We start from the raw sequence: 26,899 nt of genomic DNA, 5'->3' as shown, positions 1-26,899 counted from the left end.
CCCCATAGCCCCCCACCAGCACGACACGACCCTCGGACTCCATGGCGACTCCCTTTCAAGACCCGTCACGAATATAGGTCATATGACCTATTTTCACGACATTCGATTTCGCGCGGGGTGGTTGATTCGACCGCCGCGCACCCGCCATCGTGGGGACACCATGAGCTTGACGATGCTGATCTTCCTGCTGGCGGTCTTCACGGGAGGCCCCGCTCTTTTTCTGAGTGTCCTCTCCCACTACCGCCGCCTGACCGTGCGGCTGGAGCAGCACGGGCTGCGCGCCCAGGGCCAGGTGGTCAGGGTCAACGAGGGCCGGGGCAAACCGAGCACCGTCTACTATGCCTTCCGTCCGCCGGAGGGCCCGGAGCTCAGCGGCAAGTTCGATGAGGCGACCTCGGTGGCCTCGAAGCGGACCCCGGGCTCTCCCGTCGACATCCTCTACCTGGCGGAAGCGCCGGAACAACACATGGCCGTGGGCATGGGCTTCACGCGGGGGCTCTACCTCTTGGTGATGGTCCCCCTGGTGGGCTTCGCCATCACGGGCGTCCTGAGCGTGCTGCATGCCTACTTCACCCAATTGAATAAATAGATCGATTCCACGTCAGGCGGGCCAATCCATCGAAAGGCCCCCCATGCGCAGGAAGCTCGCCGCCCTCCTCCCGCTGTGTCTGTTGGCCATCGGCTGTGAGAACTCACAGCACGCGCAACGGCTGGAGCGGCGCGACGCCATCCGTGAGGCCCATCTGCGGAATCTCCGCGGCGCCGCGACCGGCTTCGAGGACACCCGCTGGAGCATGAGCCCCGATGAGGTGCGGGCTCGCTACCCCGAGGCTGTCATCGTCGATGGCGGCGGGCTCGAACTACAGTCGGAGCACTGGGACATGCCCGCGAGGATCCGCTTCGCCTTCGACCAGGAGAAGCTCGCGGCGGTGACCCTCTACCTTGGCACCCAGGGAGATCTCCGCGAGGCCCACCGCGGCGTCGCGAGCATGCTCCAAACGAAGTTCGGCGAGCCGGATGAAACCCGGGACTCGGCGGAGGAGGCCGCCCGTCAGAGGGCCGTGTTGAGTGCGCTCGCCGGTCTCGCCTTCGTCGCCGAAACCATCCAGGCGGTCCAGGAGCGGCGGCCCCCGGACGCCTCATCCCTGGAGCAGATGAACGAGCGGGCACGGATGGCCGCCGAGGACGCCTACTGGGATACCCGGGAGTACACCCTGCACAGCCGTTGGAACACCTCCGCGACGGAGGTCCATCTCCTCGGAAGGCGGGTCGGGGATCGGCAGGGCCTGGCCCTCTCGTACGTGAGCACGGTGCTGCGGGCGGGCTCTATCTAGGGTCCCCAGTAGAACCCGGTCCCATCCTCGGTGGCGCTCCACAGCTCGTCCGACGTCAGCCCCTCAAGCGTCGTGAAGCCCTGGGTGCCGAAGAGGAAGTCCTGCCACGCCACTCCGTCGAAGCGGACGAGGTCGTCCGAGTCCAGGTGCGCGAAGACGACGCCCTGGCCGAAGGACACCACGTCCAGCAGATCAGGCGCGACGCCCCCATCCACGTAGATGGGATACGGAGGCTTCGTGCTCCAGGTGCCTGCTGAACGCTCCAGGAACAGCCCCTGGTCTCCGCCCGCGTAGGCCAGGCCCGGCGCCACCACGTGCACGGTTTGCAGGGCGTCCTGCCCCGAAGCGGCCTGTGGCAGCGTCTCCCGCAGCCACGGGCCTCCATCCGCGTTGACGTGGTACGCGACGGGCTCTTTGCCCGTGGTGCCCACGGTGATGAGCGTTCGCGGGTCGAGGCCATGGATGGAGCGCAAGTCCGCATCCACGTGCTCCACCCGCTGGGGCTCCGCCGGATAGTCCCAGCGGAGGATGTCCCCGGTCTCGCTCACCGCGTAGAGCGTCGTGCCTCCGTCCGCCTCGAAGCCCACGAGGTCCTGGATGGCCGCCCCGCCCCCGTCAAAGGACGTCAGCGTGCAGGGCTCCCCGGCGACAAGCGACCGCGTGGCGAGCTGGCCCATCCAGGAGCCGATGAATACACGCCCGTCGCTCGGCCGCGCCCACGCGGTGGACCATGATCCTTGGCAGTCGGTGAAAGGCTGAACGTCAAAGCCACCATCGGCCTGCCGGCGAACGTGGGCGAGCACGTCGTTGTTGTCGCTCACGAACCAGGCCTGACCGCGCGCATGGGGCGCCACGTCCCGGAAGCTCGCTAGCGGGAGGCGCTCGGTCGTCCTCCAGTCGACGCCTTCACAGACGGGCACCGGGTCCTGGCGGCCGTCACAGTTGTTGTCCAGGAAGTCGCAGCGCTCCTCCATCCCCGGGGAGATGGAGACGGAGTGGTCGTCACAGTCCGTCCCCCGGGTGGCGGTGCTCACGTAGCCATCCCCGTCATCATCCCGAGCACTCAACGTCAGCTCGACACGGGCGGTGTCCTCCTCGGGAACCTCCACCTGCGAGGAAGCAGTGGCCACCTCCTGCCCCGCGCACGAGCGCTCGCGGGCGGAGGCGGTCACCTTCACCGTGTCGCTCCACCCGGTGCGACGCACGAAGCCTGTCTCCCCCGCTCCCTCGGGCACCGACAGCTCGAAGGTCCTGGAGGCGTCCTCCGCGTCCACCACTCGCAGCGTGACGCAGCCTGGACGGAAGCCGTCGTAGGTCAGCCGCACCTGGACATGGCAGGGATGGCTCGCGTCGCATCCACTGGGGCGCTCCGCTTCGAGTTCCTCGATGTCCGGCACCGTGCAGGTGATGCAGAGCAATCCGAGTCCCACGGCCACGGCGCGCTTCATGGAGAGACCTCCGTCCGCGGCGACGGCGAATCGCCCGTGAGCAGCCAGGTGATGGCCGCGCCGGCTGCGGCGGTGACGGCCGCGCCCAGCAGGATGTTGGCCGCGAGCGCCTGTCCCCGCGCGCTGTCCAGATGCGCCGTCCGGTCGCTGTAGAAGTCATCCTCGCGCGCGGCGTTCACGCTGCTCCGCGACTGGAGGCCCACGTAGCTCCCAATGCCCCCGAGCACCACGCCTCCACCCAGCAAGGCCAGCGGAAGCACCGGCGTGCGGCGAACCTCCTCCCGCGCCGGTGCCGGCACGAGCCCGGATGACGGAGCGGTCTCCGGCTGCACATCCGCTAACGCGACCGGCGCGTCCGGAGGCGGCCGGGGGTTGCGCGCCAGCTCCCGCTGCACGTTCCGTCGCACCTCCTCGAAGTCACGTGACACCTTGGGGGACACCTTCACCGGAAGGCTCGCGTCAGGCAGCAGCGACAATCCCTCCTTGAAGGCGGCCAGTGACTCCTGACGGCGCCCCAGGTCCGCGAGCACGATGCCCCGGAGGATGGCCACCCTGCCCCGCTCTCCACCGTCGCGCGCCACGGCCTTCGCCGCGTCGAGTTGCTCGAGCGAGTGCTCGTAGTCGAGATCCTCGTAGGCCCGAGATGCGGAGGACATCCGGGCCTGGAAGTCAGGGCCCGGGGAGACCGCGAACTGGCCCCAAGCGGGCGACACCAGCATCAACGAGACGCCGAGCACGATTCGCAGGTCCATGGGCACGGAAGATACCACCCGACTCCCGGCCTGGAGTGACGGGCCGCGCTGTTTTGATTCCACGGAGTGTTTGGCATTGGTACTGGAACCCCTGTCTGGCAGGTGCGTGGCCCCTTCACGCCCAGGGCCTGAAAAGGCCGTGGAAATGGTGGGGGAATATGCGCGGCACGGGACGTAACAGCACGGGGCGCAACACAGCGCTGTTCATCCTCGCCCCTTCCGGAGTCGTCCCATGCGCTTCACCTCGTCCGTCGCCCTCGTGTTCGCCGCCTCGCTCGTCACCGCCTGTGGCGGCCCGCTGGAGGAAGAGTCCCCGTTGCCAGCGCAGGACGCGGAGGTCGGCGGCACCAGCGAGGCGCTGGGCATCACCCTCCCCCCGGTCCTCCCGTGCCTGACCAGCAGCACCGTGCTGGCGCAGCCGGACGGCGAAACGGTTCCCTACGTCTGGAACTGCCGCAAGACGGGCTACGTCCCCGTCTACGCGACGTCCAACGACGCCACGTATGGCCAGCCTTCGTGCACGGACCGCTTCGTGGTCGACGTGACGAACATCGGGGGCAGGCCGTCCCGAGCCTTCGTGGAGGCAGTCCCGGCGACGGCGCCCACCACCCAGGCCGCCTGCAACGCCCTCTTCGCTTCCGGAAACGCCTGGGGAATCGTCAACACCGCGTGGGAAACGATTGGCACGGTGAGCGGCTCGGGCGTCTGGACCCCGCCGATCTTCGGGATTCCGGGCTCCTGCAAGCTGCGCTTCTACGTCCCCGACAGCTCGGGCTCGGTCTACACCAAGGTGCGGGTGACTGGCATCGCCACGCAGAACGGATCGACCCGGATCCGCGTGCGCGCGGGCGCGGAGGTCCTCGAAGGCAACCCCTGCTGACGTGAGTGCCGTCCGGATGTGCAATGTTTGCACATCCGGACGCGCGCGCGACCGTGCAAACCTTGCATGCACGGCAAGGTTTGCACACCTCCAGGAAACCGTGTTTCCAGCGCGAATTTCCGACAGATCCAGCGTTCATGTGATTGCGGGGGACGCGTTGGGGCGTCGCCGTGAAGCCGCATGAACGAGGGGAGCGACGGACACATGGTGAAGACCTGGAGGCGCGCGTTGTTGGGCGCGGTGATGTTGACGGCTGCGGGCGCGAGCGCGGAGCCGCCGCCCAGCAACAGCGCGCAGGGCACGCAGCTGCACGGCACGGGGCGCTTTGAATCCATCAACATCCCGCTGGCGACCGTGGAGGTACCAGCGCCTCCCGCTGGCGTGACGTGCGCGCCCGCCAAGGCGTTGACGTTGAACGGCCGGATCGTCGCGGCGCAGGGCTGCTCGGGCGGCAATCCTCCCGTGACGGCGCGGTTCATGGAGGGCCCGTCGCTGGTGAACACGGTGTTCCAGGCGCCGTTCGAGGGCCGCACGGTAAAGCTCGTCATCGAGGAGGCCCGCTGTCACGAGGACATCACGCCACCCACGGCCGAGTGCACTCCGGACAACCTCTACGCGGGCAAGGCGCGCTGGGAGTACCGCGTGACGGCGTCCACGGAGGACAAGCGGCCCGAGCCGCTGTGCCCCACCGGCAGCGGCTTCGCGATTCCCGTGCCCCACGCCTGGTCCGCGGGCGGCGACCTGATCCGCAATCCGGACTACTTCACCTTCGCGTGCGCGCCGAAGAACGAGGGCTCCGCGTCCCAGCCGTTCTTCGTGGGAGGCGGCGTCATCGCCAAGTGCGTCGACTGGGGGTATCCGCCCTGGGCCACGGAGTACCCGGAGGGCCAGGCGCTCGCGTACCACCAACTGTGCACGCGCATGGCCCGGGCGGACTACTGCGGCGAGGGCCGCAGCAACACGCTGGACGGGACGCCCATCTCCTTCAGGGGACCGCAGGCCGCGGTGGCGATGAGCCCTGGCGGACGCCTGCCCAAGACGGTGGGCACCGAGGGCTACGCGCTGGAAGCCATCTGGGAGATGAGCGACTGCGGCGAGGTCCGCCCCCTGTGTCTGGGCAAGGCGCGCTGGGACACGCTGTCACTGGAGGCCACGTGCGTGAACCGCGCGGTCATGCAGCCCAGCCGGATGCTGCGGCCCTGCGAGGAGTTCAACGTGGCGAACATGGGAACGGCCACGATGCTCGTGTCCTACTCGCTCTTCATCGACCGGGCGCTGGTGGGCTTCAAGAGCGGGGAGACGGGCTACCTGACGACGACCGCGGTGACGGTGGACCTCCAGGAGCATCCCGGTGGCGCGGACGTGTCCGGGTACGCCCCGGACCTGGATGGCAACGGGGTGGCGGATGCGTCGTCGTTTGGCGCGCTGCGCATGGAGGGGCCACTGCTCACTCCGAAGCTGCCCGCGAACATCCGCAAGCGCATGGGGACCCTCATCAAGCCGCTGTACCGCTGCGCCAACACCCATGGGCGCTACCTGCTGACCGACACGTCCACCTGTGACGGCGCCTCCGGCTACTCCCTCAAGGTGGTGAACGGGGACCAGGGCATCGAGGGCTTCCTGTACAGCGCCGTGGACAGCGACAGCCCGGGGCAGCGGCGGCCGCTGAAGCTGTGGAGGCACGCGCAGCTGGTGGGCGTCTTCGCCACGTCCACGCAGGCCCCAGCCGGGTTCGTCCACGTCCGGGACCTGGGCCTCCTGCCCGCGGTGGGACAGCTGCCGGGCCGCGACCTCTGAGATCCTGGGGCTTTCCCGTCCGTTCATACGCGCGGACCGTCGAGAGGTTTTTTCCGTGCCGAGAGCCTGTGTGAGCTGCCTGCTGGGGACCCTGCTCCTGCTGTTCGCCAGCGCCGCACGGGCGGAGGAGGTGGCGTGGGGGAAACCGGTGCAGGGGGTGCGGCTCGGCCTGGCCATTGTCCCGAGCAGCGGGCCCCTGCCCACCGAGTTGGAACTCGAGGTCCTGGCGCACAACGCGACCTCCGCCCCCCAGCAGCTCCCCGCCCAGGCCTGCGGCACCGTGCGCTGGACGTCCTTCACCCTGCTTCATCTGCGCACCGCCAATGGGCGCGACTTCAGCTTCCCCATCGGAGACATGGTCGATCTCGCCAATGTCCATCCCCATGGGCCAGTGAACCTTGCGCCTGGAGAGACGCTCCGCGAGCGCTTCTCCCTGAAGCATGTCGTCAGGAAGCCGACGGAGAACGCCAGGGACGCGGAGCTGTGGCCCCTCCTGGAGGCACCGCAGCAGGTGGAGCTGTGGGTGGAGTTCGTGGGTGGCTCCGGAGGTCCTCGCCCCCGGAGTGGCCACCTGAAGCACCGCCTGGGTCTGCCCGCCACGAATGTGCCCGTGCGGGAAGGCCGCTGCGTGTCCCGGATCGCCGCTGGGGGCAGCGCGGCCTGTGCGCTGCTTCGCGACGGCACGCCCTGGTGCTGGGGCGCCAACCCGCCTGGAGCGCACGGAACCGCGGAGCGGAGGCCTTCACCGCTGCGGCTGCTGGCTGGCAGTGCCGTCGCACTGGGCATGGCAAACGGCATCGAGTGCGTGAGGACCGCCACCGGCGCGGCGTACTGCGCGGGAGGCACCCTTGATGCGTCTGAAACAGATTACGGAGAGCCGGGCGGACATCCCGTGCGCGTCCGGCACCTGGAGGGCTCCACGGAGCTGAATGAAACGCAGTGCGTCCGGCTGACCGATGGCTCCCTGGCGTGCTGGGGGGCCATCGAGAGCAGCCAACCCGGCACGGGAGATGACACACCGGTCCGGGTCCCCAAGCTCCCGCTGGAGGCGGTCTCCGTCGCCGCGGGGACGAGCCACGCGTGCGCGGCCCTGCGCGACGGATCCTTGTGGTGCTGGGGGCGCAGCGAGTACGGCGCACTGGGATTGGGAGACGTCCGCTCCCGCACCGTGCCCACCCCCATCCCTGGAATGAGCGACGTGGTGCGCGTGGCGGCGGGGTACCAGAAGACGTGCGCCTGGAAGAAGGATGGCTCGCTCTGGTGCTTCGGAGACCTGCTGATGGATGAGCCCTCCCCAGCGATCGCCAGGGTGCCGGTGCAGATGAAGGAACTGGGCCACCCTGTGGAGGAGGTGGTGTTTGGCTTTCGCCACACCTGCGCGCGCACTGCGGGGAACATCTTCTGCTGGGGAGAGAACACGGAAGGCCAGAGCGGGGGCTCCGAACTTCGTGCGCTGATGTCTCCCGTGCGGATCTCCGGGCTGACAGGTCAGGCCGTCGCGCTGGCCGCCGGAGACGCGTTCACCTGCGCCATCACCGCTGAAGGCTCCGCCTGGTGCTGGGGCCGCGGCACCGACGGACAGCTCGGCACGAAGCGCAAGAACTCCAGCGCGCGCCCCATGCGCGTCCAACTGCCCTGCCCGGGCTGACACGACAAAGACATCTCCGGTTCACGGTATCCGTGGCCGGGCCCGTGTCGGCCGAAAGGCCCAGTGGGGCAGCCTGCGCAGCGAGCTCGGGTGGGCCTTCTGTGGCGGGAGCGCGGTGTCGCAGCGGATAGGACGCGAGCGCGCCCTGCACGACGAAGCCTTCCCCCATCCCCGTCCGCGAGAGGCTCCGGCGGAAGGAGGAAAGGGAATGTGCGCGCGATGCGCGACAGGAAACCGTCGGATCAAGGGCATGGACGCTCCGGGAGTGGGTACGAAGGGGATTAGCCCTGGTGGCGTGACCAGGGCGTGACGGCGCACCCCGCGTCCGCGCTGCAGGAAAAGCGCCAGACCTCAGCGCAGAACATCAGGACATAGACGTAAAAGCTGAATATCTAGTAAATACCCGAAGCGGTCCGGGTTGGCTTGACGCCGGCCCATGCCCCCGAGGGAAGGCTATGTCCATGCTCCAGAATCGCTTGCTGACGGCATCCGTGGTCCTGCTGGGATTGAACGGGTGTGGTGGTGGTGAAGGCTTGGAGGGGCCGGTGGACGGGCTGCCGGCGGAGTCAGCGGTGGCCCAGGGCGTGGTCGCGCAGGCCGCGCCCGGGTGCCTGGCTACCGACGTGGACACGGACGGCGACGGCGTCTGCGACAAGGTGGAGGCGCAGTACGGCACCAACCCGCAGAGCACCGATACGGACGGCGACCGCCTGAGCGATTACGCGGAGCTGTTCGGTTCCGGGGGAGTGGACCTGCCGGCGCTGGGCGCCAACGCACGCCGCAAGGACATCTTCATCGAGGCGGACTACTACGCCAACCGCAAGCCCACGCAGGGAGCGCTCAACCGGATCATCACCGCGTTCGCCAACGCGCCCGTGTCCAACCCGGACGGCAGTACGGGCATCACGCTGCACCTGGCGCTGGACCAGCAGATTGCGGCCGCGGACGCGGACACGGACCTGAACCCGGTGTGGACGGACTTCGACAAGATCAAGGCGAAGTACTTCGCCGCCGCCCGCGCGCCTTTCTTCCACTACATGCTGTTCGCCAACACCTACAGCGGTGGCACCTCCAGCGGCATCTCGCGAGGCATCCCGGCCCACGACTTCGTGGTGACGCTGGGCGGCTGGTCCACGCCGGGCGGCACGGAACTGCAGCAGGCCGGCACCATCATGCATGAGCTGGGGCACAACATCGGCCTGCGCCACGGCGGCACGGACAACGCCAACTACAAGCCCAACTACCTGAGCATCATGAACTACGAGTATCAGGTGTATGGCTTCACCATCAGCGGCGCGGCGAACGTGTTCGACTATTCGCGCGTGCGAGTGGCGTCCTTCAGCGAGGCGGCCATCAACGAGGTCGCGGCGTTCACGCCCGTGGCCCCCACCACGGAGACGGACCTGGCGAAGATTGGCGGGTTGCGCTTCGTCAATGTCCAGGTTGCTGGCACCGCGAGCGCCAACCTGGACATGAACGCCAACGGCACCATCCAGACGGCCACCTACGCCCGGGACCTCAACCGCGACGGCAGCAGCGCCACGGTGTTCCCCGCGTCGCAGAACGACTGGTCGGTGCTGATGTTCGACGGCGGCGGCACCATTGGCGACAGCGCGCTGGGCACGTCCCGCACGCTGGACCGCGAGCCCTTCCTGGTGGTCCCGGAGCGGGTGGAGCCCTGCCTCACCGCGGACCAGGTCGCCGCCCGGTAGTCCAGACGGCGTCAGCCTCGCTTGAGGCGCTCGATGACCTGGGAGACCCGCGAGGCACCGGCCCCGTGGACGGAGAGGACCTCCACTCCCAGGTCATAAGGATCGTCGAGCAATAGCCAGGCGAGCTTCTCGTCCACCTCCCTGCGCAGATTCGAGTCTTCGTGCGCGGGGAGGCGGATGCGATCGCGCTCCTCGATGGGGACGTAGACGACGAAGTCCAGGGTCTTGAGGGTGGAACGGATCCGGGTCAGCCACTCCTCGACTTCGAACGCATCGGAGTCCTCGTGCGTCAGGAGGTACCCGAGAAAGTCGAGGGGGCTGCGATCAAACAGGACGTTTCGCGTGTCTTCTTCTTCGAGCAGCTCCAGGGAGCGACGGAGCTGTTCGAGGAAGTCCTCCAGACACGGTGGAGACGCGAACTCGTAACCCTCTTCTTCGAGCAGGTGGTACGGCTCGTCGACGACCCGATACTCCGGGAGCTCTTCCCCCAGGTCTTCAATCAGCGTCGATTTGCCCACGCGGTGCGTGCCACTCATCGCGATGCGCATGCGTGCCGGACTCCTCTTCCTGCGACTCCGGTGACGGGGAGGAGGCGCTCGGCCCCTTCACGGCTCACCCCGGTACAATGTGTTTCGCGTGTGGACACTGGCGTCAGGGCCCTTCAGGGAACGTGATGTTCCGCAGCGTGAGGGTTCGTGGCCCGTCCGCCTCCCACAGCTTGAGCGAGAAGGGGCCCTGCACGGAGGCCGCCGGGGCCTCCGCTTCGACCACAAGGCGCTTGAGCGCTTCGTCCGAAATGGGTTGCTCCTGCCAGATGCGAAGCACCTTCAACTCTGCTCCGGCCTTGTTTCGAAGCATCGCCCCTTTCGCGCGCCAGGGTGCACCACCGGCTATTACTGCCAGACTGGTTTCCACCGCGACCCTCGCAGTAGAGCGATAGGTGTTGACAAAGGATGACGTGAACCGCTTCTCGGCATCCAGTGAGACGGCGTCGCTCACGTTACTTCCAAGCACGCCGTGTTTATCCATGGCGCTGGTGGAGATGAGCCCCGCCAGTCCAGCAGGTGCTTCATGCTCCGCCACCACCCGTGCGTTCTCCTCCTTGAAGCGCGTGAGCTCGGCCTGAAGCTCCCTCACCTCTTGCTGATAGGTCGCGACCGTCCGCCTCCGCCGATAGACCTCGACGAGGGGCTGGGCCTTCACGGGGTGAACTCGCAGGAGAAAGGACGCGCTGACTGGCGCAGCCCCGTCCCTGAAGTGCACGACCAGCCGAAACGTTTCGGCGGCAGTCACGCGAGAGGACGGCACCAGACGAAGCGTGGTCTGCCCCAGATCCACCAACTCAAAGCGGTCCCGCTCCTCCAGCTCGACATCCTCGCGCTTCAGCCCGGCATCGAAGAGGAGCGTCGTTGAGAGCCCCGCGCTGATGACAATCTCAGATGCGGCTTGGACCTCCTCCGGGGAAAGTTCGATCCGGCGCACTCTGGGCCCAAAATCCAAGGCTTCGGATTGCGCGGTCGCGGCTCCGCTTGCGAGCAGAAGTCCCAGAAGAATGGCAATGGAGGACGAGGTCACTCGGCGATTTCTCCCAGAAGCATCTGGCTACTCGAACTCACTCACCGCCTTCAGGGTCGCGAGCCCGAAGATTCGAGCACTGGTTGATGACTCGTCTCCAGGCTCTCGCTTCATGCCTCGCCCACCGCTCGTCGCATAGACCTCGAAGCACACGGGAAAGCTCTCGCCCTTCCTCGTCGTTGCCCATGTCAGTCGTCCATATACGCGGTCTCTCACGAAGAGCCGGCCCGAAAACAACGTCAGGCTCGGGATGTCCCCCGCCCGGAGCCCCAGGGTCAACTGACCTGGACCCTCTTGGACGGAGACGAACCGCTCATCGAAGTCAAAACCCGCGTCGAACTCTTGACCGATACGGATGTGCCGCTTCTCCATCGCCTCCACGGCTCCCTCAGGGCAAGGCTCGGGAGGAGGACTCGAACGCACCTGGGTTCCAGGACACCCGAGCGCCGCGCAAGCCGCCGCCGTGCCGACCGCACGGGCCATGACGCGCATGCCCTTCTTCGTGGGCTTCGAGGGGAGCTGAAGGGGCAGCGTGTCTTTCGGCGGCGTCGTCACGGTGGCTGAAACCTCCTGGAGCGTCGCGGGGAGAGCGACGGCCGCGGCGGTGGTCTTCGGTCCGGTGAAAGCCGCGGCGCGGTCAGCTTGAGGTGACTTGCCAGAGGTCGCTACTTCCTGCACCGCCCCCGCCACGACGAGCGCCCCGGCAAGCGCCATCCAGGCGCGGACGGCCCCGCGCTTCCCGGGCGCCGCACGCACGGTCGACGCGGGAGGCGGCACCTCCTTCGCCATGGCAGCCGCGCCCATCGCTGGCGCATCTCCCGGGGGAAGTCGCTTGCCCCGTCGGGGACGGTGCCGGGGCTCGTTCACCCACTGATCGAGGCTGTCGAGGTCCTGCCCTTCCGTCGTCGCGGAGTCCTCGGCATAGGCGTCGCAGAGGGGTACGTCCCACGTCGCGTCCGCGCCACGCAGCGCCTGCTCCAGGGATTCGCAAAAGACCTGGGCGCTCGGCGTGCGGGCCTCGGGTGTCTTCCCCAGCAGCCGCAGGCACACGTCACCCAGCGACCGAGGCACCCGCGCGTTCTCCTCGTGCGGCGGCGTGGGCGCGCTGGAGAGAATCGCCTCCGTCACACCGGCGGCGTCCGGGCCATCAAAGGGGAAGCGCGCCGTCAGCAGCCGGTAGGAGACAAGGCCCAGCGCCCACAAGTCGTCCGCCGGGCCCGCCGTATAACGGGCGTCCGGCGCCTCGCGGTGGGCTCGCAGGAAGCGCCACGCCTCCGGAGCGCGGTAGTCCACCGTCCCGGGCGGTAGGATGTCCGCCGTCAAGTCACGCGCGCCCGCGTAGTCGCCAATGCCGAAGTCCACCAGCTTGGCCACGCCATCCGAGGCACGCACCATGATGTTGGCCTCCTTCACGTCCCGGTGCACCACCGCGCCCGCATGGGCCGCGGCGAGCCCCCGCGCCACCCCCAGCAGCACGTGCGCCGCCTGCCGCGCCGTGGGGTTGTGCGCGTCCGCCCATTCGTCCAGCCGGGGTCCGTCCACGTACTCCATGGCGATGACGACGAATTGCGGCTGGACCACCGGTAAGTAGCCATGGCCCAGGATCCCCACCACGTTGGGGTGCCGCAGCCGGGTGAGGATGGAGACTTCGCGATCCGCCCGCTCGCCCACGCGCGGCAGGTGCAACAGCTTCAGGGCACAGCGCTGGCCCTCGCAGCGCGCCAGGTACACCGTGCCGAAGCCGCCCTGCCCCAACTGGCGCTCCACCGTGTAGCCCAGCACCTGGACCCCAGGAGACAGCACGGCCGGAGGCGGCCCCCGCATCATGACGGCCTTCCTTCGGGCTCCCAGGCGTCTTGCATGCGGCGTCCTCCCAGCGGGGGCGCGCACCCTACCAAAGACATAAAAAATCCGGGAATCCCTCCCCTTCGCGCGCGCCCGACAGAAAACCCGTGGAGTCCATCGAGACCTTTTCGACCTCCAGCATTCATCCCCTCCGTGTCCTCGGCTACGCTGCGCCCGCCATGAACGAAGAACTCGGCATCACCATTGGAACGGAGGCCCGCGCCGCCCGTCAGCACCTGGGCCTGACGCAGGCCGAAGTCGCGGAGCGCGTTGGACTGGTGCACCCCGTCTACAACCGCCTGGAGCGAGGGAAGATGCTTCCCAGCGTCCCCTCCCTCTACCGCATCTGCCGGGAGCTGCGGGTGTCCCCCGAGAAGTTGATGGGGCTCACCGCGACGGGCGACGTGCGCAAGGGCACGAAGCCCAAGCCCCAGGAAGAGGACGCTCCGGAGCTGCGGCGTCTTCTCCACCTCGCGCGCAAGCTGGACGAGGAGGACCTCGCGGCCCTCCTCCATGTCGCCTCGGCGCTGGCGCGCTGACGCCCTACTCCTCTTCCAGGTCCTCCAACCCGTAGGCGTCCAGCCCATTGCCGAAGAGGTCTCCTTCGCCGAACTCCACTTCGTCGCGAAGGACGCTGCCCTCCACCAGCACCTGGGCCCACTCCGCCGCGGCTTCCTGCCGGCCGTAGCCCGGGTGCCGCTTCGCCAGGGCGACTCGCATGGCGTCGCGCATGTCCGCCGCCGTGGCGAACCGCTCCTCGGGGTTGGCGCGCAGCGCGACATGCAGCATCGCCTTCACGTCCGCGGAGAGTGAAGCCACGGCTTCCTCGACGTCCTCCGGGCCGAAGCTCGCCAGCAACACCTGCATCTGTGTCAGCGGCAGCGAGGAGACGATTTCCGTGAAGAGATAGCGCAAGTTCGCGGGAGGGAGCGGCACGTCCTCCACGTCGAAGAGGTGCTTGCCGGTGAAGAGCTCCACCAGCAACACGCCCAGGCTGAACACGTCGGAGCGCGGCGAAAGCGGCGCTCGCGCCAGGTACTCCGGCGAGGCGTAGGCCACATCGCCCCGAACGAGGTTCGCGGGCGACTCCGCGCGCCCCACCACCAGCGAGTACGCCGCGCCGAAATTCGCCAGCTTCACCTCGCCTTGCGTCCCCACGTAGACGTGCCGGGGGTTGACGTCACGGTGAATGACACCCAGCGACTGGCCGGTCGCGTCCGTCAGCATGTGCGCGTGTTGAAGGGCCTCCGCGATCTCCGCACCGACATAGAGGGCGAACGCCTCGGAGACGGGCCGGCCGCGCACCACGCCCGCACTCACCAGCGTCTCCAGCGAAGGACCCGCCACCGACTCCATGACGACGTGCAGCGCCCCCTGGTGCACCTTACGGTGGAAGACCTGGGCAATGGCCGGGTGGCGAAGGCGGAAGGCCAGCTGAATCTCCTCCCCCAGGCGCTTGCGCTTAAGATAGGTGGAGGGGTTCGCCAGCCTTCGCACGAGGCAGAAGCCGGGCAGCGCGTTGTCGTGCTCCGGGAAGCGCTGCGCCAGCATCAGCAGCTCACCCGTCGGCATCAGCACCAGCTCGCGGACCGCCTCGTAACGAATGCCGTCGATGGTGAAGAGGTGCACGGGCCTCTCGCGCGTCGGCGGAAGCTGCCTGCGGCGCGGGGAGGCTTCGGTGCGTGCCAGGTCGTCGGTCGTCGTGTCGGGCATGGCTCCTCGGGAGGCGGAAGAGAGGCGGCGGCGTCCCTCCGGGAGTCTGAGCGAAGTTGACCTTTAAAGTCCAGACATACGAATCCCAAAGGTCCACTCCATTGGCCTGTCAGGTCTCGCCCAACCAGCGACGGACCTCGTCCAGGTACTCGCGCGGCAGGGCGTGCCCGCTGTCGAAGGCCCGGCGCGTCTTGCGCTTGGAGGGCGCGGCCTTGAACAGCTTCTGGGTGTCCTCCTCGGTGGAGAAGGGATCGCGGTTCGCGGTCAACAGCAGCCAGGCCTGATGAACCTGGCCCATCCTGTTCACCGGGGCGGCGTCGTCCAGCGCGGGGTCGACATGGGGTGGCACCATCGTCACCAGATGGGTGATTCGAGGCTCGCGCGAGGCCAGCAAGAGTGCCACCTGGGCCCCCATGCTGTAGCCGGCGACGAGCACCCTCGGCGGCTTCTTGCCGTTGGCGAGTACCTTCGTGAGGAGCGCCTGCGCATCGCGCACGGTGTCGACAATCATCGCTTGATAGGGACCGGGCTCCCCTGCGTGCGCTCGCTTCGCGAGGGCTCCGGGCCGCGCGTCGGGGGTCGCGCGTGCGCCGTGCCGCCTCGCATCCATGAGGTAGACGCGATAGCCGGCACTCCGCAGATGCTCCGTCAGGGCCCCCCCGAAGGTCGGCTCCGAATCCGACAGCCAGTCGTCCTTGCTCCGGGTGAGGCCGTGAAGCAGGACGGCCACGGGCGGATTCGTCCCCTTCCCTTCCGGCTCCAGGACCCACGCGGGAATCCGCTCTCCATCCTCCGCGCGGACCTCAAGGGGGACCGCGGAGCTCGCGGCGTGGGCCATGGAGGTGACCAGGAACATCAGACCCAGGAACAGCGAACGCATCATCACGGGACTCCTCGTTGGAGAGAGGCCGTGAAGGGTGCGGGAGCGGCGGTCAGCCAGGCGTCACCCACGCGCTGACATTCGTTTGACGTAGCTGCGGGTAGCATCCGGATTACTTCCATGCGCGTGCTCGTCATCGAGGACAACCGCGACCTCCAGGCCAACATCGCGCGGTTCCTGGAGCCGGACTTCCAGTTGGACTTCGCGAGCACCGGGCCCGAGGGGCTCGCGCTCGCGCTGGGCCACCCGTACGACGTCATCGTGCTGGACGTGATGCTGCCCGGAATGAGCGGCCTTGAGGTGTGCGAGCGATACCGGCAGGTCGCGCCCCGGCTCGTCCCCATCCTGATGCTGACCGCCCGGGACACGCTCGAGGACAAGGAAGCGGGCTTCCAGGCGGGCGCGGACGACTACCTGGTCAAACCGTTCTCGCTGCGTGAGTTGCGCTGGCGCCTGGAAGCCCTGGCGCGCCGGCCCGTGCCTCCGAGCGGACGGAAGCTCACGTGGGGCGGGCTCACGCTGGAGCCGGAGAGCGGGCTCACGCGCTGGGGTGGGCGCTCCGTCCGGCTCAACCGCACCGAGGCACTCCTGCTGCGGTGGCTGATGGAGGCCGCCCCCGAATCCGTTCCCGCGGCCACGCTGGCGGAGCGGCTCTGGGGGGACGACGCGCCCGAGTCCAGTGCGCTGCGCACGCACGTCTATGCCCTGCGCAAAGCGCTCGCGGGGCTGGGGCTCGACGATGCCATCACCACCCTGCGCAACGAGGGGTACCGCCTGGATGCGCGCTAGGTCGAGCAGGTCGGTGCGCGCCGTACTCCAGCGCGCCATGGGGCTGTCCGCCGCGTTCGCGCTGGTGCTGATGGGTGGGTTCTTCACGCTCTTCAGCTACGACCTCGAGGACGTCATCTTCAGCCGCATTGTCGCCGCGGAGGCGGACCGGACCGAGCCAGGTCACGTCCCCGGAATCACGCGGTATGACGGCCACGCCGCGCTGCCGCCCTGGCTCGCGGAGCGCCTGCGTCCGGACGCACCTCCGAGAGAGTACGAGGTGGCCGCCGGGAGTCACGGACACTTCCACGTCGCGGTGCGCCCCGGCGCTGGAGGGGACCGCCGGTACTTCGCGTTCGACGTGACGCGCCTGACGAGCACGACGGACCACCTGAAGCGGACCGCTGGACTGCTTGTCACCAGTGCGCTGCTGGCGTTGCTGGCCGCCGCGCTCCTCGCCCGCCTCGTGGCTCGCAGGCTCGGTCGTCCGCTGGAGCGGATGGTGGAGTGGATCCGAACTGAAGGAGCAATGGCGCCCGAGGATGACGGCGGAGTGGCCGAAGTCCGGGCGCTGCGGGACGCGCTGCTCGCACGCGACGCGCGCATCCAGGAGCATTTGGAGCGTGAGCGGCGGTTCAACCGCGACGCCAGTCACGAGCTGCGCACCCCCCTGGCCGTGGCCCAGGGCGCGGTGGAGATCCTGGAGTTCGATCCGCCGCGAGACACGGAGACGTTCGACCGGCTGCGCCGGGCCGTGAGCCAGATGGGCCTGCTGACGGAGGGCATCCTCTGGCTGGCCCGCGAGCGCCGCTCCGAGGAGCGCTGCGACCTGCACCGCGTCTCGCGAGAGCTGCTCGCGTTGTACGGCCACCTGCGGCGCAGTGACGGCATCGAGCTCACCATCGAATCCGCGGGCGAAGTCCACGCGCCCGTCCCTGCATCCGTCGCCAGGGTGATGATGGGAAACCTCCTCAAGAACGCGCTCGCCTACACGGACGAAGGGCGCGTCGTGATCACCATCGAGCCCCAGGCGTGGACCCTGACCGACACGGGGGCTGGCTTTGGCCGCGCCGAACCCGGGAGCGAGAGCCACGGCATCGGCCTGTCGCTGGTGGAACGGCTGGCCCAGCGCTTCGGGTGGACGCTGTTCATCGAAGCCCTGGAGCCCCGAGGTACGCGCGTACGGTTGAACTGGCGCCGAGAAGGCGACACGCCAACCATGAGTTGAAGCGAACGTTTGGCCTAGCGACCCTGGCCGTGCTGTCATCGATTGCCATGACAGCTGCATTCGTCTTCCGCGACACCGTGAGCTCAGCCGCGCTCCTCGCCCTCGTAGGGTGCGGTTCGGCCACCGTCGGCGGAGGAGGAGGCCCGGCGCACACGAAGTGGGTCAGCCCCAACTTCACGACGCCGGACGGCGGACAACTGCGCACGACCATCTACTACGGGCCATGGCAGTGCACGCCGCGTTCCTGTCCCGCTGCGAGTCGAAGTGCGCGGCCCAGGGACTCCCCCTCATGGGTTGCATGTGGCTGGCCGACATCAAGGGCGACTGGCAGGGGCGCTACCTCTTCATGCCCGCGGAGGCCGGTGGTCGCCTCGCAATCACCCACTGCTGCTGCGACTACCGACAGTCGCCGACCCAGAAAGCCTTCGGAAGGTGTGGTCCCGCTCCCGCATCCGCTTCCGTGAGGAGTGGGCCAAGGAGCTTGGCACCTGGCCGAACACGGCGGGCCGAGCGTGGCCCGGTCACCACCTCCGCGACTTCCTCCATGGAGGGGCTCCAACGGCTCCTGGGAACATCCTCCCCGTTCCCGATGAGGTGCACACCGTCATCAACGCCGAGTCCCCGGCCTGCTACGCGCCCGGAGGGAAGTGGCTGACGCCCGGCCCCGAGCGCCCGTACGCGGACTGAGCGCACAATCATGTCCACGAACATTCAGCGCCTGCTGGCGGAGATTACCCACCGCCACTTCCCAAACCCACCTGCGACGCCAGCGCAGATCGTAGCGTTCGAGGAACGCGTAGGCTGGAAGCTCGATGAGGACCTCCGAGCCTTCTACCTGCACTGTGACGGAGCCGCGCTTTTCAGGCCCTGGCCGGACACCAACTTCTGGATTCTTCCTCTCGCGCAGGTGCGCCGCGGGCGAGTGGCAATCCAGGGGAGAGATGCGGACGCCAACGGCCCCCCCGACTGGTATGCACTCGTGGATCTTCAGGACACGGACTTCATCCTGGTGGACGTGTCGCAACGCCGAGGTCCCTACCCGATGCGCGACGGGTACCATGGGACGTTCCCGGACCCGGTCCATACGAAGGTCATCGCGCCGTCGTTCAGCGAGTTCCTGGAGAATGCGCTGGCCAGCGAGGACGATTTCTTCTGGCTGGACGGATGAACTCCCCTCGCGCTTTGAGTTCCTCGTGCCCGGTGAGCAGCCATTGCCCGCTCTGGACTCACGCGAGAAGGTGCACCCGGGCCCTTGCCTGCGCACCGGCAAGGGCCCGGTTTTGAGCGGGCGGATCAACTCAGAGCAGGTAGCCCCAGCCGATCTTGGTGTCGTAAAAGAAGCCATTGTGATCGCTGACTTCGATGATGATCGTCCAGTGGCCGTTGCCCCAGTTGTAGAAAGCGATCTTGAACAGGGACATCTGGCCTGACTGGCCCCAGGGGCCGATGAGCGTGCCAGCCATCACCGTCGCCTGAGCGTCGCCGTCCGGCAGCTCGTAGGTCGGCAACTCACTGCCGAGCACGTCGGAGAGCTCACCCGTCGCGTGCAGCAACGCCTCGATCGCGAGCGCGCCTTCCCCGTTGGTCACGACGTGGGGCGCGAGCCTCGGCGCTCGCCCCTCGGCCCACGCCTGGCGGAGTTCCGACGCGCTGGCGGTGCCCACCGTGTCGAGCAACACCTCGCCACCCGTCACCGGAATCGACCACACGCAGCTCGGGAATCCGGACGGCGGCGAGCCTTCCCCGGCACACACATCCCCCACGTCAGGTGTGGCAGCGAAGCTCGCGCTCGTGGACATCACCAGAACAGCCAGCGTGACAATCGACAGGTTCATTCTCGTATTCATGAGTCCTCGCAAGTTGGGCCGTCGACCGACCGCGTATCCAGTCGCGGCAGGCGTCTGCACAAGCAGTCACAATCCCACCGCAATGCATATCATGCTCCAGCAATTCCGGCGAACAGTGATTTCACAACCTCGACGTTGATCAGTCCGGCTGACGTAGCAGGTCGGCGAAGCGCGTCGATGCAGGTGGCTCACGCCTCGCCGGCGCCCTCCATCAGGAAGTCGATGACGGCGCGCACGGCGGGCAGCTGGCCCCTGCGGTGTGGCGTCAGGATCGTCGTCGTCACCGTGCCCGCGGTCCAGGCGGGAAGCACACGCACCCTCGGGCCTGCGAATCCTGCCGCGACTGGACAGGTAGCCGGGCGACGCCACCAGGATTGTGGACTCCACCAGGTCCACGAAGCGGTCCGTCGCGTGAAGCTCGACGCGCACCTTGGGATGCGCCAGCAGCGGCAGACGGTCCGCGAACCGGAACTGCGCCGTGGGGACCGACGTGGTGATTCGCACCACGCCACGGGGCTCCGCCTGCCGGCGGCGCACCACGTTCTCCGCGGCCTCCGCCTCCATCACGGCTGCGCGGGCATGGTCGAGGAAGTCCCGCCCCACGTCCGTCAGCGTGAAGCTCCGCGACGTGCGCTGAATCAGCAGGGCGCCCAGCGCGTCCTCCAATTCGGCCACGCGCTTGCTCACCGTGGATTTGGGAATGCCCAGCCGCCGCGGCGAAGCCACCGCTCTCCACGGCCTGGACGAAGAGATGGATGTCATTGAGATTCAAGGGCCGCGCCTCATCGTCCACGGGTGTGGACCTTGCGTTCGCGTTCCGCTGTCTACACGGCGCGCGTTGCCACGGCCATCTTGTCCCCATCGAAGGCATCACGCCTTCCCCTTCGGACAGGAGCATCACCATGGCACTGCCTACCCTCTTCTACGGTGTCCCCTCTGACTGCTCGTTTGGATCCATCGTCGCGCTGGAGTGGCTGGGCCGGCCCTACCAGCTGTGCCGCATCGCCATGCCGGAGGACGTCACCACCGCGGACTACCGCCGGATCAACCCCATCGCGGAGACGCCCACCTTGATGGCGGAGACAGGCGCGCGCATCAGCGAAAGCATGGCCATCCTCAACCACCTGGGCGCGCGCGGCGTGGGCACCGGACTGTCGTTCGCCCAGGGCACCGAGGACTTCGACCGGTTGAACCAGATGCTCGCGTACCTGAACACCACCTTCTTCGGCGCCTTCTCGCCGCTCTGGTACGCGCTCGAGCACGCCGAACTGCCGGAGTCCGAAAAGCAGGCGCTGCGGAACCTGGGGGCCCGCAAGGTGGTCTCCGCGCACGCGAACCTGGAGGCACTGATGGGCGATACGCCATGGCTTCTGGGCGACCACCGCACGCTGGCGGACGCCTACTTCATCGGCATCGCCCGGTGGACCCGGTACCACGAGGTGCTGGACCGCCGCGACTACCCGAAGCTCCAGGGCCTTTTCGAGCGGCTGGAGGCGGACGCTGGCGTGCGCTTCGCCCATGCCATTGAAAAGGGCGAGACGCCGCAGGGCAGCGGCGCATTCCAGGGGCACATCCGCCTCGCGGAGGCACTGCGACGGCTGCTCGCGTGAGGTGGGAGGCCCCGCCCGCTCTCCCAGGAACGGGCGGCGAAGCCATCGACGTCACGGGTTCAGGGCGCGGTACACCGCGTCCACCACCTCCTGCTCGGTGGGGAACGCCAGGCCGGTCTTCTTGATGACGACCTTCCCATCCACCGCCACTTCAAAAACCCCCGACCCGCCCTTCTTCAGCTCCGCATCCACTTCCAGTTCGTCCTTCAGTACTGCCGCCGCACGGGCGGCCCGGGGCAGGTAGCCTCAAGCGGTACAGTAGGTGATGGAAACCTTCGCGTCGGCCATGGTGTGCCTCCTGACGGAATGGGACACCGCGCGGGGATGCGCGGCACCTGCACCATCGTGACTCCCCGCCCCGCCCCGCGCCAGCACTCCGGAGGCGCAGCGGACGGCCCTGTGTCGCGATCAGAGCGTTGGACGTCGCGGTCGCGGTCAGAGTGCCAGGAGTAACGGCGCGGACGTAGAAGGACCCTTCATTCATTTTGCACGTTCTGGAGGCTCACCGCCGCGTCTGAGCAGTCCGGACTCAGGTGGCAGGCCGCACCTACGTCCGACGCGGCCAGCGTCACGGTGAGCACCGGCAGCGCCGCCAAGTTGGCCGTGCTGTCCCAGCCCCGTACCGCCACCACCTCCGAGCAAGTCCCCGCGTCCATCACCTGGGCCGGCGTTGCGAAGCACACGCTGCGAAATGGATTTACCACCGCCTGGACGACCACAGGAAAGATGTGCGGACGCGTTGCTGGGTCGTATCCGCTAACGCTGACCCGGTTGAGGATGATCCAGTTCGGCGTCCCAAGTCCCGGATGGCGACCTGGGAACATCAGCCCCTCTACCTTCGCCTTCTGTGCCTCGGCCAGGAGCGTCTCGACGCCGCGATACGCCGCTGCGGCGCGGTGCTCCATCGCATGGCGCGGGGCAGCCTACTGTCTGCGGGCGTCCTCGCTCAGATGCGAGGCGGGTTGGGCGACGGTCGATACGCCCGGAGGCCGCCCAGGCCCAACGAGCCGCTCCGGCCATGCATCGGGGCTCCTTGCGGCGGACCCTCTCCAGGCGCGGGTTCAGGATTGCGGACGGTCTGGAGCTAGTCCTGTAGGGGCTTGTTAGCCTTGAGTAGAGCCTCACCTCGCTGGCTCATCTTGCTCAACTGGTGGTGAGTTCCAGGTCCTGATGGTCCTCCAGCAATAGGGCCAGGGGCGAGGCGAAGAGGCCCTTGGGACGCAGGGATGACGGGGTGCTCATCTACCTATTTGGGGTTAATGAGCAAGACGCAGGCTCTCATTAGGATGGTGGCTCCAATTTCGTCCGGTCTCAACGGATGGCTGATTGTTCAGGAGCACCCCATGCCGTCGTCGTTACCCCTCATCGGTCTGATCGGGCTGGGATTCGAGCCCAAACTTGACGATCTGCTTGGCGAGCTGTCCACGGGCGCGCTGTCGGCCCTACTCAAGCATCCCGTGAAGTCGTGGAAGGCGGCACGGCAGCATGTCGCGACACTTGGAGCTGACGAGTGCACGAGGCTTCTTCTCATCGTGCAGAGGCTCGTGACAGGGTGCCGCATCGACAAGGAGTTGTTGGAGGACATCGCCCGAACGCACTCCATCCCCTACCTGAAGGCGACCCCTGCGGATGTAATCGTTTTCCACCTGGTCGAGAGGCTTGGGATCTCCAGCGTGGACCCCATCATCGAACAAGCACTGAGGCCCGGGCTTATCGAGTTCTCGGGCACCTTCGGTTCATTCACCGCTCCTAAGATTGAGCTCGAGAAGGTCGAGCCGAATGAGTTCGGGACCGCCTTGGAAAAGCACCTGCAGGCGATGCTCTCCGGAAGCAAGAAGGAGGATCGTCAAGTCAAAGTCCGGATTGAGCGTGTAAAAGGCGGGTTGCTCGTGGTGGTCTACTACGAGCGTCCCAATAAGGATGGCCGTGAAATCACGGCCAAGAAGCAGTTGAGGATCGCCTCGTTCAAGCGAGGGGCGGGGTGGACGTACTTCCGGTTATCACCCGACAAAAAAGGGACCTTGCTGACACAGCGTACGCCCGGGCAGAAGCTCGCGATCGGAGTCCGCAGAGCCCTGGGTGCGGTGCTCTGGGGAAACCCGGATGCAATTCCGATCTCGGCGGCCCATAAGTACAATCTGGATGTCTTCAAGGATCCGGGGTTCTTGATGCCGGCGGTCTCCATTCCCGGTTTCAATGTCACCGGCGTGCGGTTGCGACAGATCGAGGTCCTATCGGCGAACGGCAACCTCCTCAAGGTGACCGCGACCACAGACGCTCAAGATGCATTGAGCGACTTCCGCAGGCTATCCAGGGAGGCGAAGGCCTTCACGAAGGAGGTGGAGGTAAAGACCGTGGAGGTGCGAATCTCGTATCTGAGCGACAACGGCAGGACGAAGGTCGCGAAGGCTATGCTCAAGCCCGGCGCCATCCATATGCACGAGGAACATTTCCTACTCATGGAGTCCCACTTGCATGCCTGGGGGATCACCGATGCTACAGGCGGCTGACCGCCTGCTGAGCATCCTCCTGGCGATCGGGAGTGAGCGGGTTCGGTACTCAGCCGCCTCGGAGGCACTGGAGGAACTCGCGTCAGTCGGGGTCATTACACTGACCGCAAGTTCAGTTCCCGACTGCGACGAGGACGTGATGCCGGAGCTCAGTGCAGATGACACCCGGTTCATTCCGGTGGATGCGCGACAGGTGCTGCGGGAAACGGTCGAGCGCTCCGGATTCACTGTGGGAGAGGAAACACAGGGCTTCGTCGAACTCCATCGTTCCGGGCTGCCAGCGGGATGTGCCGTCTATTTCCTTCTAAGGAACTCGCCAGCGCTCTATGCGATCCGGGCGCTCTCCAAGGCATCGGCCCTAATCGTCCTCCATGTCAACGACGACATCGAGGATGCACGGGAGAACATGTTCCTGCACACGCTGGGCGTCCATGCGGCCCGCCTGCGCACCCTGGAGGCCATGCTCTCCCCAGGCGCACTTGAATCCCTGGTGGAGATGCTGCAGGCGGCCTTTTCCGTGGCGTCGACCGCACTTGGGGAAGTGCCATCTCCTGCGCTTGTTCCTCAAATCGATCCAGAACGGCGCGAGCTTTCGGAGGCGGATCCCCTCCTGCTGCCGATCTACGCATCCACGTGCAAAGACCGTCTCTTCGAGGAGGCGACGGCCCGGGTGCTGGATGCGATGTTCCAATGGCACCTCCCGCTGGGAATCGCCTTTTCTGGGAGAACCGTCCCTGACGGAGTCGTTTTCCGCGGCCGCAACGGCCCATCGAACCCGCAGGAGGTCGCGCACTACGACTGCAAGTCGAAGTCGACGGACTCTTACAGTCTTTCGACCGGAGATGGAGATCAACAAGGGCGCTACCTGGGCATCCAGCGCCGTCTGGAAGCGGAGCGCGGTTGGAGAGGACGGGGCGTCCTTATGTTCACGCCTGCAGTGGAACCGGATGTCATCGCGGGGAAGACCCAGAAGGACGCCTGGGCTCGTGTCCTTGTCGAAAACCGAGAACTCATCTTCATCCCCGCGCAGGTGACACACCGTTGGTGGGAGCTTCAGCGGTTAGAGGCCACGTGGCAGCTCAAGGCTTTCGTTTCGCCTGCACTCATATGGGCGGCGCTATTTGATTTCAAACTAGAGGGCATTGGTACGGATGTCGCCCAGCGCCTCTTCCCCTCGTCGAGGAACTCCGCTCGCCTGCTGAACGTGGCTGATGCGGAGTTGATCTGGATCGCAGGCCTGCATGGATTTCCTCCCGATTTGGATGCGGTGACGGAGAGTCTTCAGTCCGCAGATCGAGAAGCCAGGATCGAGGAGAAGCTGAGACTGCCCGCATTGGTGACTCGATTCGTCGATGCACTGGCAAAGAAGGATTCAAGCCTCGACTCCATCATGCGTGCGACAGGACTTCATGCTCCAGCGGTCGAGTACCTTCTACAAAGCAGGCCCATGTCGAATCGATGGCGCGTCGACACAAGTCCTTATCTGAGCGCAAGCCTCCTGCGTCTTCGGGGCCAGGTAGAGCAGAGCGCTTGAGCCGGTTATTCTGCGATCCCGTCCCGCAGGGCGTGCGGATGCCCACGTTGGCGCCGCTCTTGGTGTCGAGCGGTGCCAGCCGGTCCACATCCTGGCTCACCGAATGGGGCGGCAACCGCGTTGGCAGCATCAGCGGAACCGGGGCGATTCAGCTGCCACGCAAAGACCAGCGTGTCCTACGACCCGCTCACGTCGGCGCCTCCGAACGTGAACGGGATGAGCGCCTCGTACTTCTCCTCGTCGGTGAGCCAAGCGGGTGGCGGCGTCGGGACGATGAACAACACGTCGGAAAATCCGCGCCGCGCAGGGAGACGCCGCTCAACAGACAGCGATAGTCGTACGCGCCCACGAGTCGGCGAAGCTACTGCCTTGCCCATGCCCTTCGGAACCAGTTCGATTGGAGGCGAAGGACAGGAGCACGGCTTCTCGCGAATTCGCGGATTCGCCGCATCTGTGCTCCAGTGGGTTCCCCTCCCCCTCCGTCCATGACCACCGGAACCCATTCGCCTCCTCCTGAGCCAGGCATGCGGCGCGCGGTATCGCGCTGGGAAATCGTCGGCTTCTCCATCAACGACGTCATCGGCAGCGGTGTCTACCTGCTGCCCGCGGCGGCCGCCGCGAACCTGGGCTCGGCCAGCACCGGCGCCGTCGTGCTCGCGGGGCTGGCGGTGCTGCTGCTCGTGCTCTGCTTCGCGGAGGCGGCCAGCTACTTCGACAAGCCCGGCAGCGCCTATCTCTACACGCGTGAAGCCTTTGGAGAACGGGTGGGGTTCCAGGTCGGCTGGATGACCTGGCTGGCGCGCGTCTCGTCCGTGGCCTCGTTGTCCGTCGGCTTCTCCCGCGCGCTGGGCTTCCTGTGGCCCGCGGCGAACTCGGGCCTGGGCCAGGGCCTGGCCATCGCCGTGCCCTTGCTCGCGCTCACCGCCATCAACGTCGTGGGCGTGAAGAGCGGCGCTCGCACCGCGGTGTTCCTCGCCGTCACCAAGACGGTGCCACTGCTGGTGTTCATCGCCGTGGGCCTTTTCTCCGTGTCCGTGCCGCTGGCGACGTCGGTGGCTCCCAGGGATGGAGGCAACCTGGGGTCCGCGGTGCTGCTGCTGCTGTTCGCCTATGCCGGCTTCGAGAACACGGCGGCTCCAGCGGGTGAGTTCAAGAACCCACGCCGCGACGTGCCCTTCGCGCTCATCGTGCAGATAGGCGTCGTCACGCTCATCTACACGGCGGTGCAGTGGGTGGCGCTGGGCACGCTGCCCGGGGTCGCGGACGCGCAGACGCCGCTCGCCAACGCCGCCGAGCGGTTCCTCGGGGGTTGGGGTGGGCTCCTCATGGCGGTGGGCGGGGTGCTGTCCATCCTGGGGACCAACAGCAACACCGTGCTCGCCGGACCGCGCTACCTGTACGCGCTGGCCCAGGATGGCTTTGGCCCGGCCGCGCTCGCCACGCTGCATCCGCGCTACCGCACGCCGACGGTCGCCATCCTCACGCAGACGGCCATCGCCCTGCCCCTGGCGTTCTCCGGCTCGTTCGAGGTGCTCGCCACGCTCTCCGTGGTGGCCCGGCTCGCCACGTACTTCGGCACCGCCCTGGCGGTGCCCGTGCTGCGCCGCAAGCTCCAGGCGCCCCCGAACGCGTTCCGCATCCCGGGGGGGCCCGTGATTCCCCTCGCCGCCGCCGCACTGTGCGTCGTCTTCGCGCTGAGCGCGGAGCGAGAGAACCTCGTCGCCGGGGCCATCGCGCTCGCGGTGGGCTTCGTGCTCTACCGGTTCCAGCGAAAGCCGGACGGCAAGGCTGCGCTCGGATAGCGCGAAATGAAGGGCG

26 protein-coding genes are annotated in these 26,899 nt (G+C 67.3%); 15 read left to right on the top strand and 11 right to left on the bottom strand.

Features of this window, described 5'->3' with window-relative positions; genetic code table 11:
• Positions 1–160: 160 nt before the first annotated feature.
• Together D7X99_RS11010 and D7X99_RS11005 are read left to right on the top strand one after the other, a co-directional pair.
• Complete coding sequence (locus D7X99_RS11010) at positions 161–589, top strand: DUF3592 domain-containing protein (protein WP_147476115.1); 429 nt, start codon at positions 161–163, stop codon at positions 587–589.
• Between the two features lie 43 nt (positions 590–632).
• Positions 633–1,334, top strand: a complete 702-nt coding sequence (locus D7X99_RS11005; RefSeq protein ID WP_121777728.1) for a hypothetical protein — start codon at positions 633–635, stop codon at positions 1,332–1,334.
• On the opposite strand, the gene D7X99_RS11000 is transcribed toward D7X99_RS11005, so the two are convergent.
• Together D7X99_RS11000 and D7X99_RS10995 are read right to left on the bottom strand one after the other, a co-directional pair.
• Entirely contained in the window at positions 1,331–2,782 is a 1,452-nt protein-coding gene (locus D7X99_RS11000; protein WP_121777727.1) for a putative metal-binding motif-containing protein, read from the bottom strand. The two genes, D7X99_RS11005 and D7X99_RS11000, sit on opposite strands and share 4 nt — an antisense overlap.
• Positions 2,779–3,534 (bottom strand): hypothetical protein, encoded by a 756-nt coding sequence (locus D7X99_RS10995; RefSeq protein ID WP_121777726.1) that lies wholly within the window; start codon positions 3,532–3,534, stop codon positions 2,779–2,781. Before D7X99_RS10995 ends, D7X99_RS11000 begins: the two co-directional genes overlap by 4 nt.
• A 232-nt stretch (positions 3,535–3,766) precedes the next feature.
• On the opposite strand from D7X99_RS10995, the gene D7X99_RS10990 reads away from it, so the two are divergent.
• The 4 genes from D7X99_RS10990 to D7X99_RS44435 all read left to right on the top strand — a co-directional run bounded on the left by D7X99_RS10990 (position 3,767) and on the right by D7X99_RS44435 (position 9,571).
• Complete coding sequence (locus tag D7X99_RS10990; protein ID WP_121777725.1) at positions 3,767–4,414, top strand: hypothetical protein; 648 nt, start codon at positions 3,767–3,769, stop codon at positions 4,412–4,414.
• Positions 4,415–4,618: 204 nt separating this feature from the next.
• A complete protein-coding gene (locus D7X99_RS10985) occupies positions 4,619–6,211 on the top strand; it encodes an ADYC domain-containing protein (RefSeq protein ID WP_147476114.1) in 1,593 nt (530 codons plus the stop codon).
• A 55-nt stretch (positions 6,212–6,266) separates the two neighbouring features.
• Positions 6,267–7,859: a hypothetical protein gene (locus D7X99_RS10980; RefSeq protein ID WP_147476113.1), complete on the top strand. Its 1,593-nt coding sequence runs from the start codon at positions 6,267–6,269 to the stop codon at positions 7,857–7,859.
• A 461-nt stretch (positions 7,860–8,320) separates the two neighbouring features.
• Entirely contained in the window at positions 8,321–9,571 is a 1,251-nt protein-coding gene (locus tag D7X99_RS44435; RefSeq protein WP_249348995.1) for a hypothetical protein, read from the top strand.
• 11 nt (positions 9,572–9,582) lie between these two features.
• Here D7X99_RS44435 and D7X99_RS10970 read toward each other — a convergent pair whose 3' ends face one another.
• From D7X99_RS10970 to D7X99_RS10960, 3 genes are all read right to left on the bottom strand, one after another.
• A complete protein-coding gene (locus D7X99_RS10970; protein WP_121777721.1) occupies positions 9,583–10,119 on the bottom strand; it encodes an AAA family ATPase in 537 nt (178 codons plus the stop codon).
• Between the two features lie 103 nt (positions 10,120–10,222).
• A complete protein-coding gene (locus D7X99_RS10965; protein WP_169826773.1) occupies positions 10,223–11,146 on the bottom strand; it encodes a DUF2381 family protein in 924 nt (307 codons plus the stop codon).
• 27 nt (positions 11,147–11,173) lie between these two features.
• Positions 11,174–12,973 carry a serine/threonine-protein kinase gene (locus D7X99_RS10960; RefSeq protein ID WP_306465347.1) on the bottom strand — a complete coding sequence of 600 codons (1,800 nt, stop codon included), beginning with the start codon at positions 12,971–12,973 and terminating at the stop codon, positions 11,174–11,176.
• A gap of 197 nt (positions 12,974–13,170) precedes the next feature.
• Here D7X99_RS10960 and D7X99_RS10955 point away from each other — a divergent pair, with 197 nt between their 5' ends.
• A complete protein-coding gene (locus D7X99_RS10955) occupies positions 13,171–13,530 on the top strand; it encodes a helix-turn-helix transcriptional regulator (RefSeq protein ID WP_121777735.1) in 360 nt (119 codons plus the stop codon).
• Positions 13,531–13,534: 4 nt separating this feature from the next.
• Here D7X99_RS10955 and D7X99_RS10950 read toward each other — a convergent pair whose 3' ends face one another.
• Both D7X99_RS10950 and D7X99_RS10945 read right to left on the bottom strand, forming a co-directional pair.
• Complete coding sequence (locus tag D7X99_RS10950; RefSeq protein ID WP_121777720.1) at positions 13,535–14,704, bottom strand: serine/threonine-protein kinase; 1,170 nt, start codon at positions 14,702–14,704, stop codon at positions 13,535–13,537.
• Between the two features lie 109 nt (positions 14,705–14,813).
• Entirely contained in the window at positions 14,814–15,587 is a 774-nt protein-coding gene (locus D7X99_RS10945; RefSeq protein ID WP_121777719.1) for an alpha/beta hydrolase, read from the bottom strand.
• A gap of 117 nt (positions 15,588–15,704) precedes the next feature.
• On the opposite strand from D7X99_RS10945, the gene D7X99_RS10940 reads away from it, so the two are divergent.
• From D7X99_RS10940 to D7X99_RS10925, 4 genes are all read left to right on the top strand, one after another.
• Complete coding sequence (locus D7X99_RS10940) at positions 15,705–16,373, top strand: response regulator transcription factor (RefSeq protein ID WP_121777718.1); 669 nt, start codon at positions 15,705–15,707, stop codon at positions 16,371–16,373.
• Between the two features lie 13 nt (positions 16,374–16,386).
• The gene (locus D7X99_RS10935; protein WP_233613287.1) at positions 16,387–17,580 is read left to right on the top strand and encodes a HAMP domain-containing sensor histidine kinase; all 1,194 of its coding nucleotides are present in this window, start codon (positions 16,387–16,389) and stop codon (positions 17,578–17,580) included.
• A 432-nt stretch (positions 17,581–18,012) separates the two neighbouring features.
• A complete protein-coding gene (locus D7X99_RS43605; protein WP_233613286.1) occupies positions 18,013–18,267 on the top strand; it encodes a hypothetical protein in 255 nt (84 codons plus the stop codon).
• 10 nt (positions 18,268–18,277) lie between these two features.
• Positions 18,278–18,748, top strand: a complete 471-nt coding sequence (locus D7X99_RS10925) for an SMI1/KNR4 family protein (protein ID WP_121777716.1) — start codon at positions 18,278–18,280, stop codon at positions 18,746–18,748.
• 130 nt (positions 18,749–18,878) lie between these two features.
• On the opposite strand, the gene D7X99_RS10920 is transcribed toward D7X99_RS10925, so the two are convergent.
• Together D7X99_RS10920 and D7X99_RS10915 are read right to left on the bottom strand one after the other, a co-directional pair.
• Entirely contained in the window at positions 18,879–19,415 is a 537-nt protein-coding gene (locus D7X99_RS10920; RefSeq protein ID WP_121777715.1) for a hypothetical protein, read from the bottom strand.
• A 78-nt stretch (positions 19,416–19,493) separates the two neighbouring features.
• Positions 19,494–20,153, bottom strand: a complete 660-nt coding sequence (locus D7X99_RS10915) for a LysR family transcriptional regulator (protein ID WP_233613285.1) — start codon at positions 20,151–20,153, stop codon at positions 19,494–19,496.
• Between the two features lie 176 nt (positions 20,154–20,329).
• Between D7X99_RS10915 and D7X99_RS10910 the strand changes: the two genes are divergently transcribed.
• A complete protein-coding gene (locus tag D7X99_RS10910; RefSeq protein WP_121777714.1) occupies positions 20,330–21,037 on the top strand; it encodes a glutathione S-transferase family protein in 708 nt (235 codons plus the stop codon).
• Positions 21,038–21,088: 51 nt separating this feature from the next.
• Here D7X99_RS10910 and D7X99_RS42775 read toward each other — a convergent pair whose 3' ends face one another.
• Both D7X99_RS42775 and D7X99_RS10905 read right to left on the bottom strand, forming a co-directional pair.
• Entirely contained in the window at positions 21,089–21,325 is a 237-nt protein-coding gene (locus tag D7X99_RS42775) for a SelT/SelW/SelH family protein (RefSeq protein WP_233613284.1), read from the bottom strand.
• Positions 21,326–21,513: 188 nt separating this feature from the next.
• The gene (locus D7X99_RS10905) at positions 21,514–21,942 is read right to left on the bottom strand and encodes a hypothetical protein (RefSeq protein ID WP_121777713.1); all 429 of its coding nucleotides are present in this window, start codon (positions 21,940–21,942) and stop codon (positions 21,514–21,516) included.
• A gap of 354 nt (positions 21,943–22,296) precedes the next feature.
• Between D7X99_RS10905 and D7X99_RS10900 the strand changes: the two genes are divergently transcribed.
• From D7X99_RS10900 to D7X99_RS10890, 3 genes are all read left to right on the top strand, one after another.
• Positions 22,297–23,547, top strand: coding sequence for a hypothetical protein (locus D7X99_RS10900; protein WP_147476112.1), 1,251 nt, complete (start codon positions 22,297–22,299; stop codon positions 23,545–23,547).
• Positions 23,548–23,686: 139 nt separating this feature from the next.
• A complete protein-coding gene (locus tag D7X99_RS10895; RefSeq protein ID WP_158626980.1) occupies positions 23,687–25,081 on the top strand; it encodes a hypothetical protein in 1,395 nt (464 codons plus the stop codon).
• Between the two features lie 524 nt (positions 25,082–25,605).
• Positions 25,606–26,883 (top strand): APC family permease, encoded by a 1,278-nt coding sequence (locus D7X99_RS10890; RefSeq protein ID WP_121777710.1) that lies wholly within the window; start codon positions 25,606–25,608, stop codon positions 26,881–26,883.
• The last annotated feature ends 16 nt before the right edge of the window (positions 26,884–26,899 follow it).

The organism is Corallococcus sp. AB032C (genome assembly GCF_003668935.1).
In the GTDB taxonomy this organism is placed as follows: Bacteria; Myxococcota; Myxococcia; order Myxococcales; family Myxococcaceae; genus Corallococcus; species Corallococcus exiguus.
The sequence above is the reverse complement of the archived record's forward strand: the minus strand, read 5'-3'. Positions and strand labels throughout refer to the sequence as shown.

Excerpts from the sequence above, each read along its gene's own strand:
- D7X99_RS10970 (WP_121777721.1), bottom strand. The coding sequence starts at position 10,119 with ATGCGCATCGCGATGAGTGGCACGCACCGCGTGGGCAAATCGACGCTG.
- D7X99_RS10920 (WP_121777715.1), bottom strand. The coding sequence starts at position 19,415 with ATGAACCTGTCGATTGTCACGCTGGCTGTTCTGGTGATGTCCACGAGC.
- D7X99_RS11005 (WP_121777728.1), top strand. The coding sequence starts at position 633 with ATGCGCAGGAAGCTCGCCGCCCTCCTCCCGCTGTGTCTGTTGGCCATC.
- D7X99_RS10910 (WP_121777714.1), top strand. The coding sequence starts at position 20,330 with ATGGCACTGCCTACCCTCTTCTACGGTGTCCCCTCTGACTGCTCGTTT.
- D7X99_RS10955 (WP_121777735.1), top strand. The coding sequence starts at position 13,171 with ATGAACGAAGAACTCGGCATCACCATTGGAACGGAGGCCCGCGCCGCC.
- D7X99_RS10985 (WP_147476114.1), top strand. The coding sequence starts at position 4,619 with ATGGTGAAGACCTGGAGGCGCGCGTTGTTGGGCGCGGTGATGTTGACG.
- D7X99_RS10995 (WP_121777726.1), bottom strand. The coding sequence starts at position 3,534 with ATGGACCTGCGAATCGTGCTCGGCGTCTCGTTGATGCTGGTGTCGCCC.
- D7X99_RS44435 (WP_249348995.1), top strand. The coding sequence starts at position 8,321 with ATGCTCCAGAATCGCTTGCTGACGGCATCCGTGGTCCTGCTGGGATTG.
- D7X99_RS10990 (WP_121777725.1), top strand. The coding sequence starts at position 3,767 with ATGCGCTTCACCTCGTCCGTCGCCCTCGTGTTCGCCGCCTCGCTCGTC.
- D7X99_RS10950 (WP_121777720.1), bottom strand. The coding sequence starts at position 14,704 with ATGCCCGACACGACGACCGACGACCTGGCACGCACCGAAGCCTCCCCG.
- D7X99_RS10945 (WP_121777719.1), bottom strand. The coding sequence starts at position 15,587 with ATGATGCGTTCGCTGTTCCTGGGTCTGATGTTCCTGGTCACCTCCATG.
- D7X99_RS11010 (WP_147476115.1), top strand. The coding sequence starts at position 161 with ATGAGCTTGACGATGCTGATCTTCCTGCTGGCGGTCTTCACGGGAGGC.
- D7X99_RS10960 (WP_306465347.1), bottom strand. The coding sequence starts at position 12,973 with ATGATGCGGGGGCCGCCTCCGGCCGTGCTGTCTCCTGGGGTCCAGGTG.
- D7X99_RS10890 (WP_121777710.1), top strand. The coding sequence starts at position 25,606 with ATGCGGCGCGCGGTATCGCGCTGGGAAATCGTCGGCTTCTCCATCAAC.
- D7X99_RS10940 (WP_121777718.1), top strand. The coding sequence starts at position 15,705 with ATGCGCGTGCTCGTCATCGAGGACAACCGCGACCTCCAGGCCAACATC.
- D7X99_RS10905 (WP_121777713.1), bottom strand. The coding sequence starts at position 21,942 with ATGGAGCACCGCGCCGCAGCGGCGTATCGCGGCGTCGAGACGCTCCTG.
- D7X99_RS10900 (WP_147476112.1), top strand. The coding sequence starts at position 22,297 with ATGAGCAAGACGCAGGCTCTCATTAGGATGGTGGCTCCAATTTCGTCC.
- D7X99_RS10895 (WP_158626980.1), top strand. The coding sequence starts at position 23,687 with ATGCCGGAGCTCAGTGCAGATGACACCCGGTTCATTCCGGTGGATGCG.
- D7X99_RS11000 (WP_121777727.1), bottom strand. The coding sequence starts at position 2,782 with ATGAAGCGCGCCGTGGCCGTGGGACTCGGATTGCTCTGCATCACCTGC.
- D7X99_RS10925 (WP_121777716.1), top strand. The coding sequence starts at position 18,278 with ATGTCCACGAACATTCAGCGCCTGCTGGCGGAGATTACCCACCGCCAC.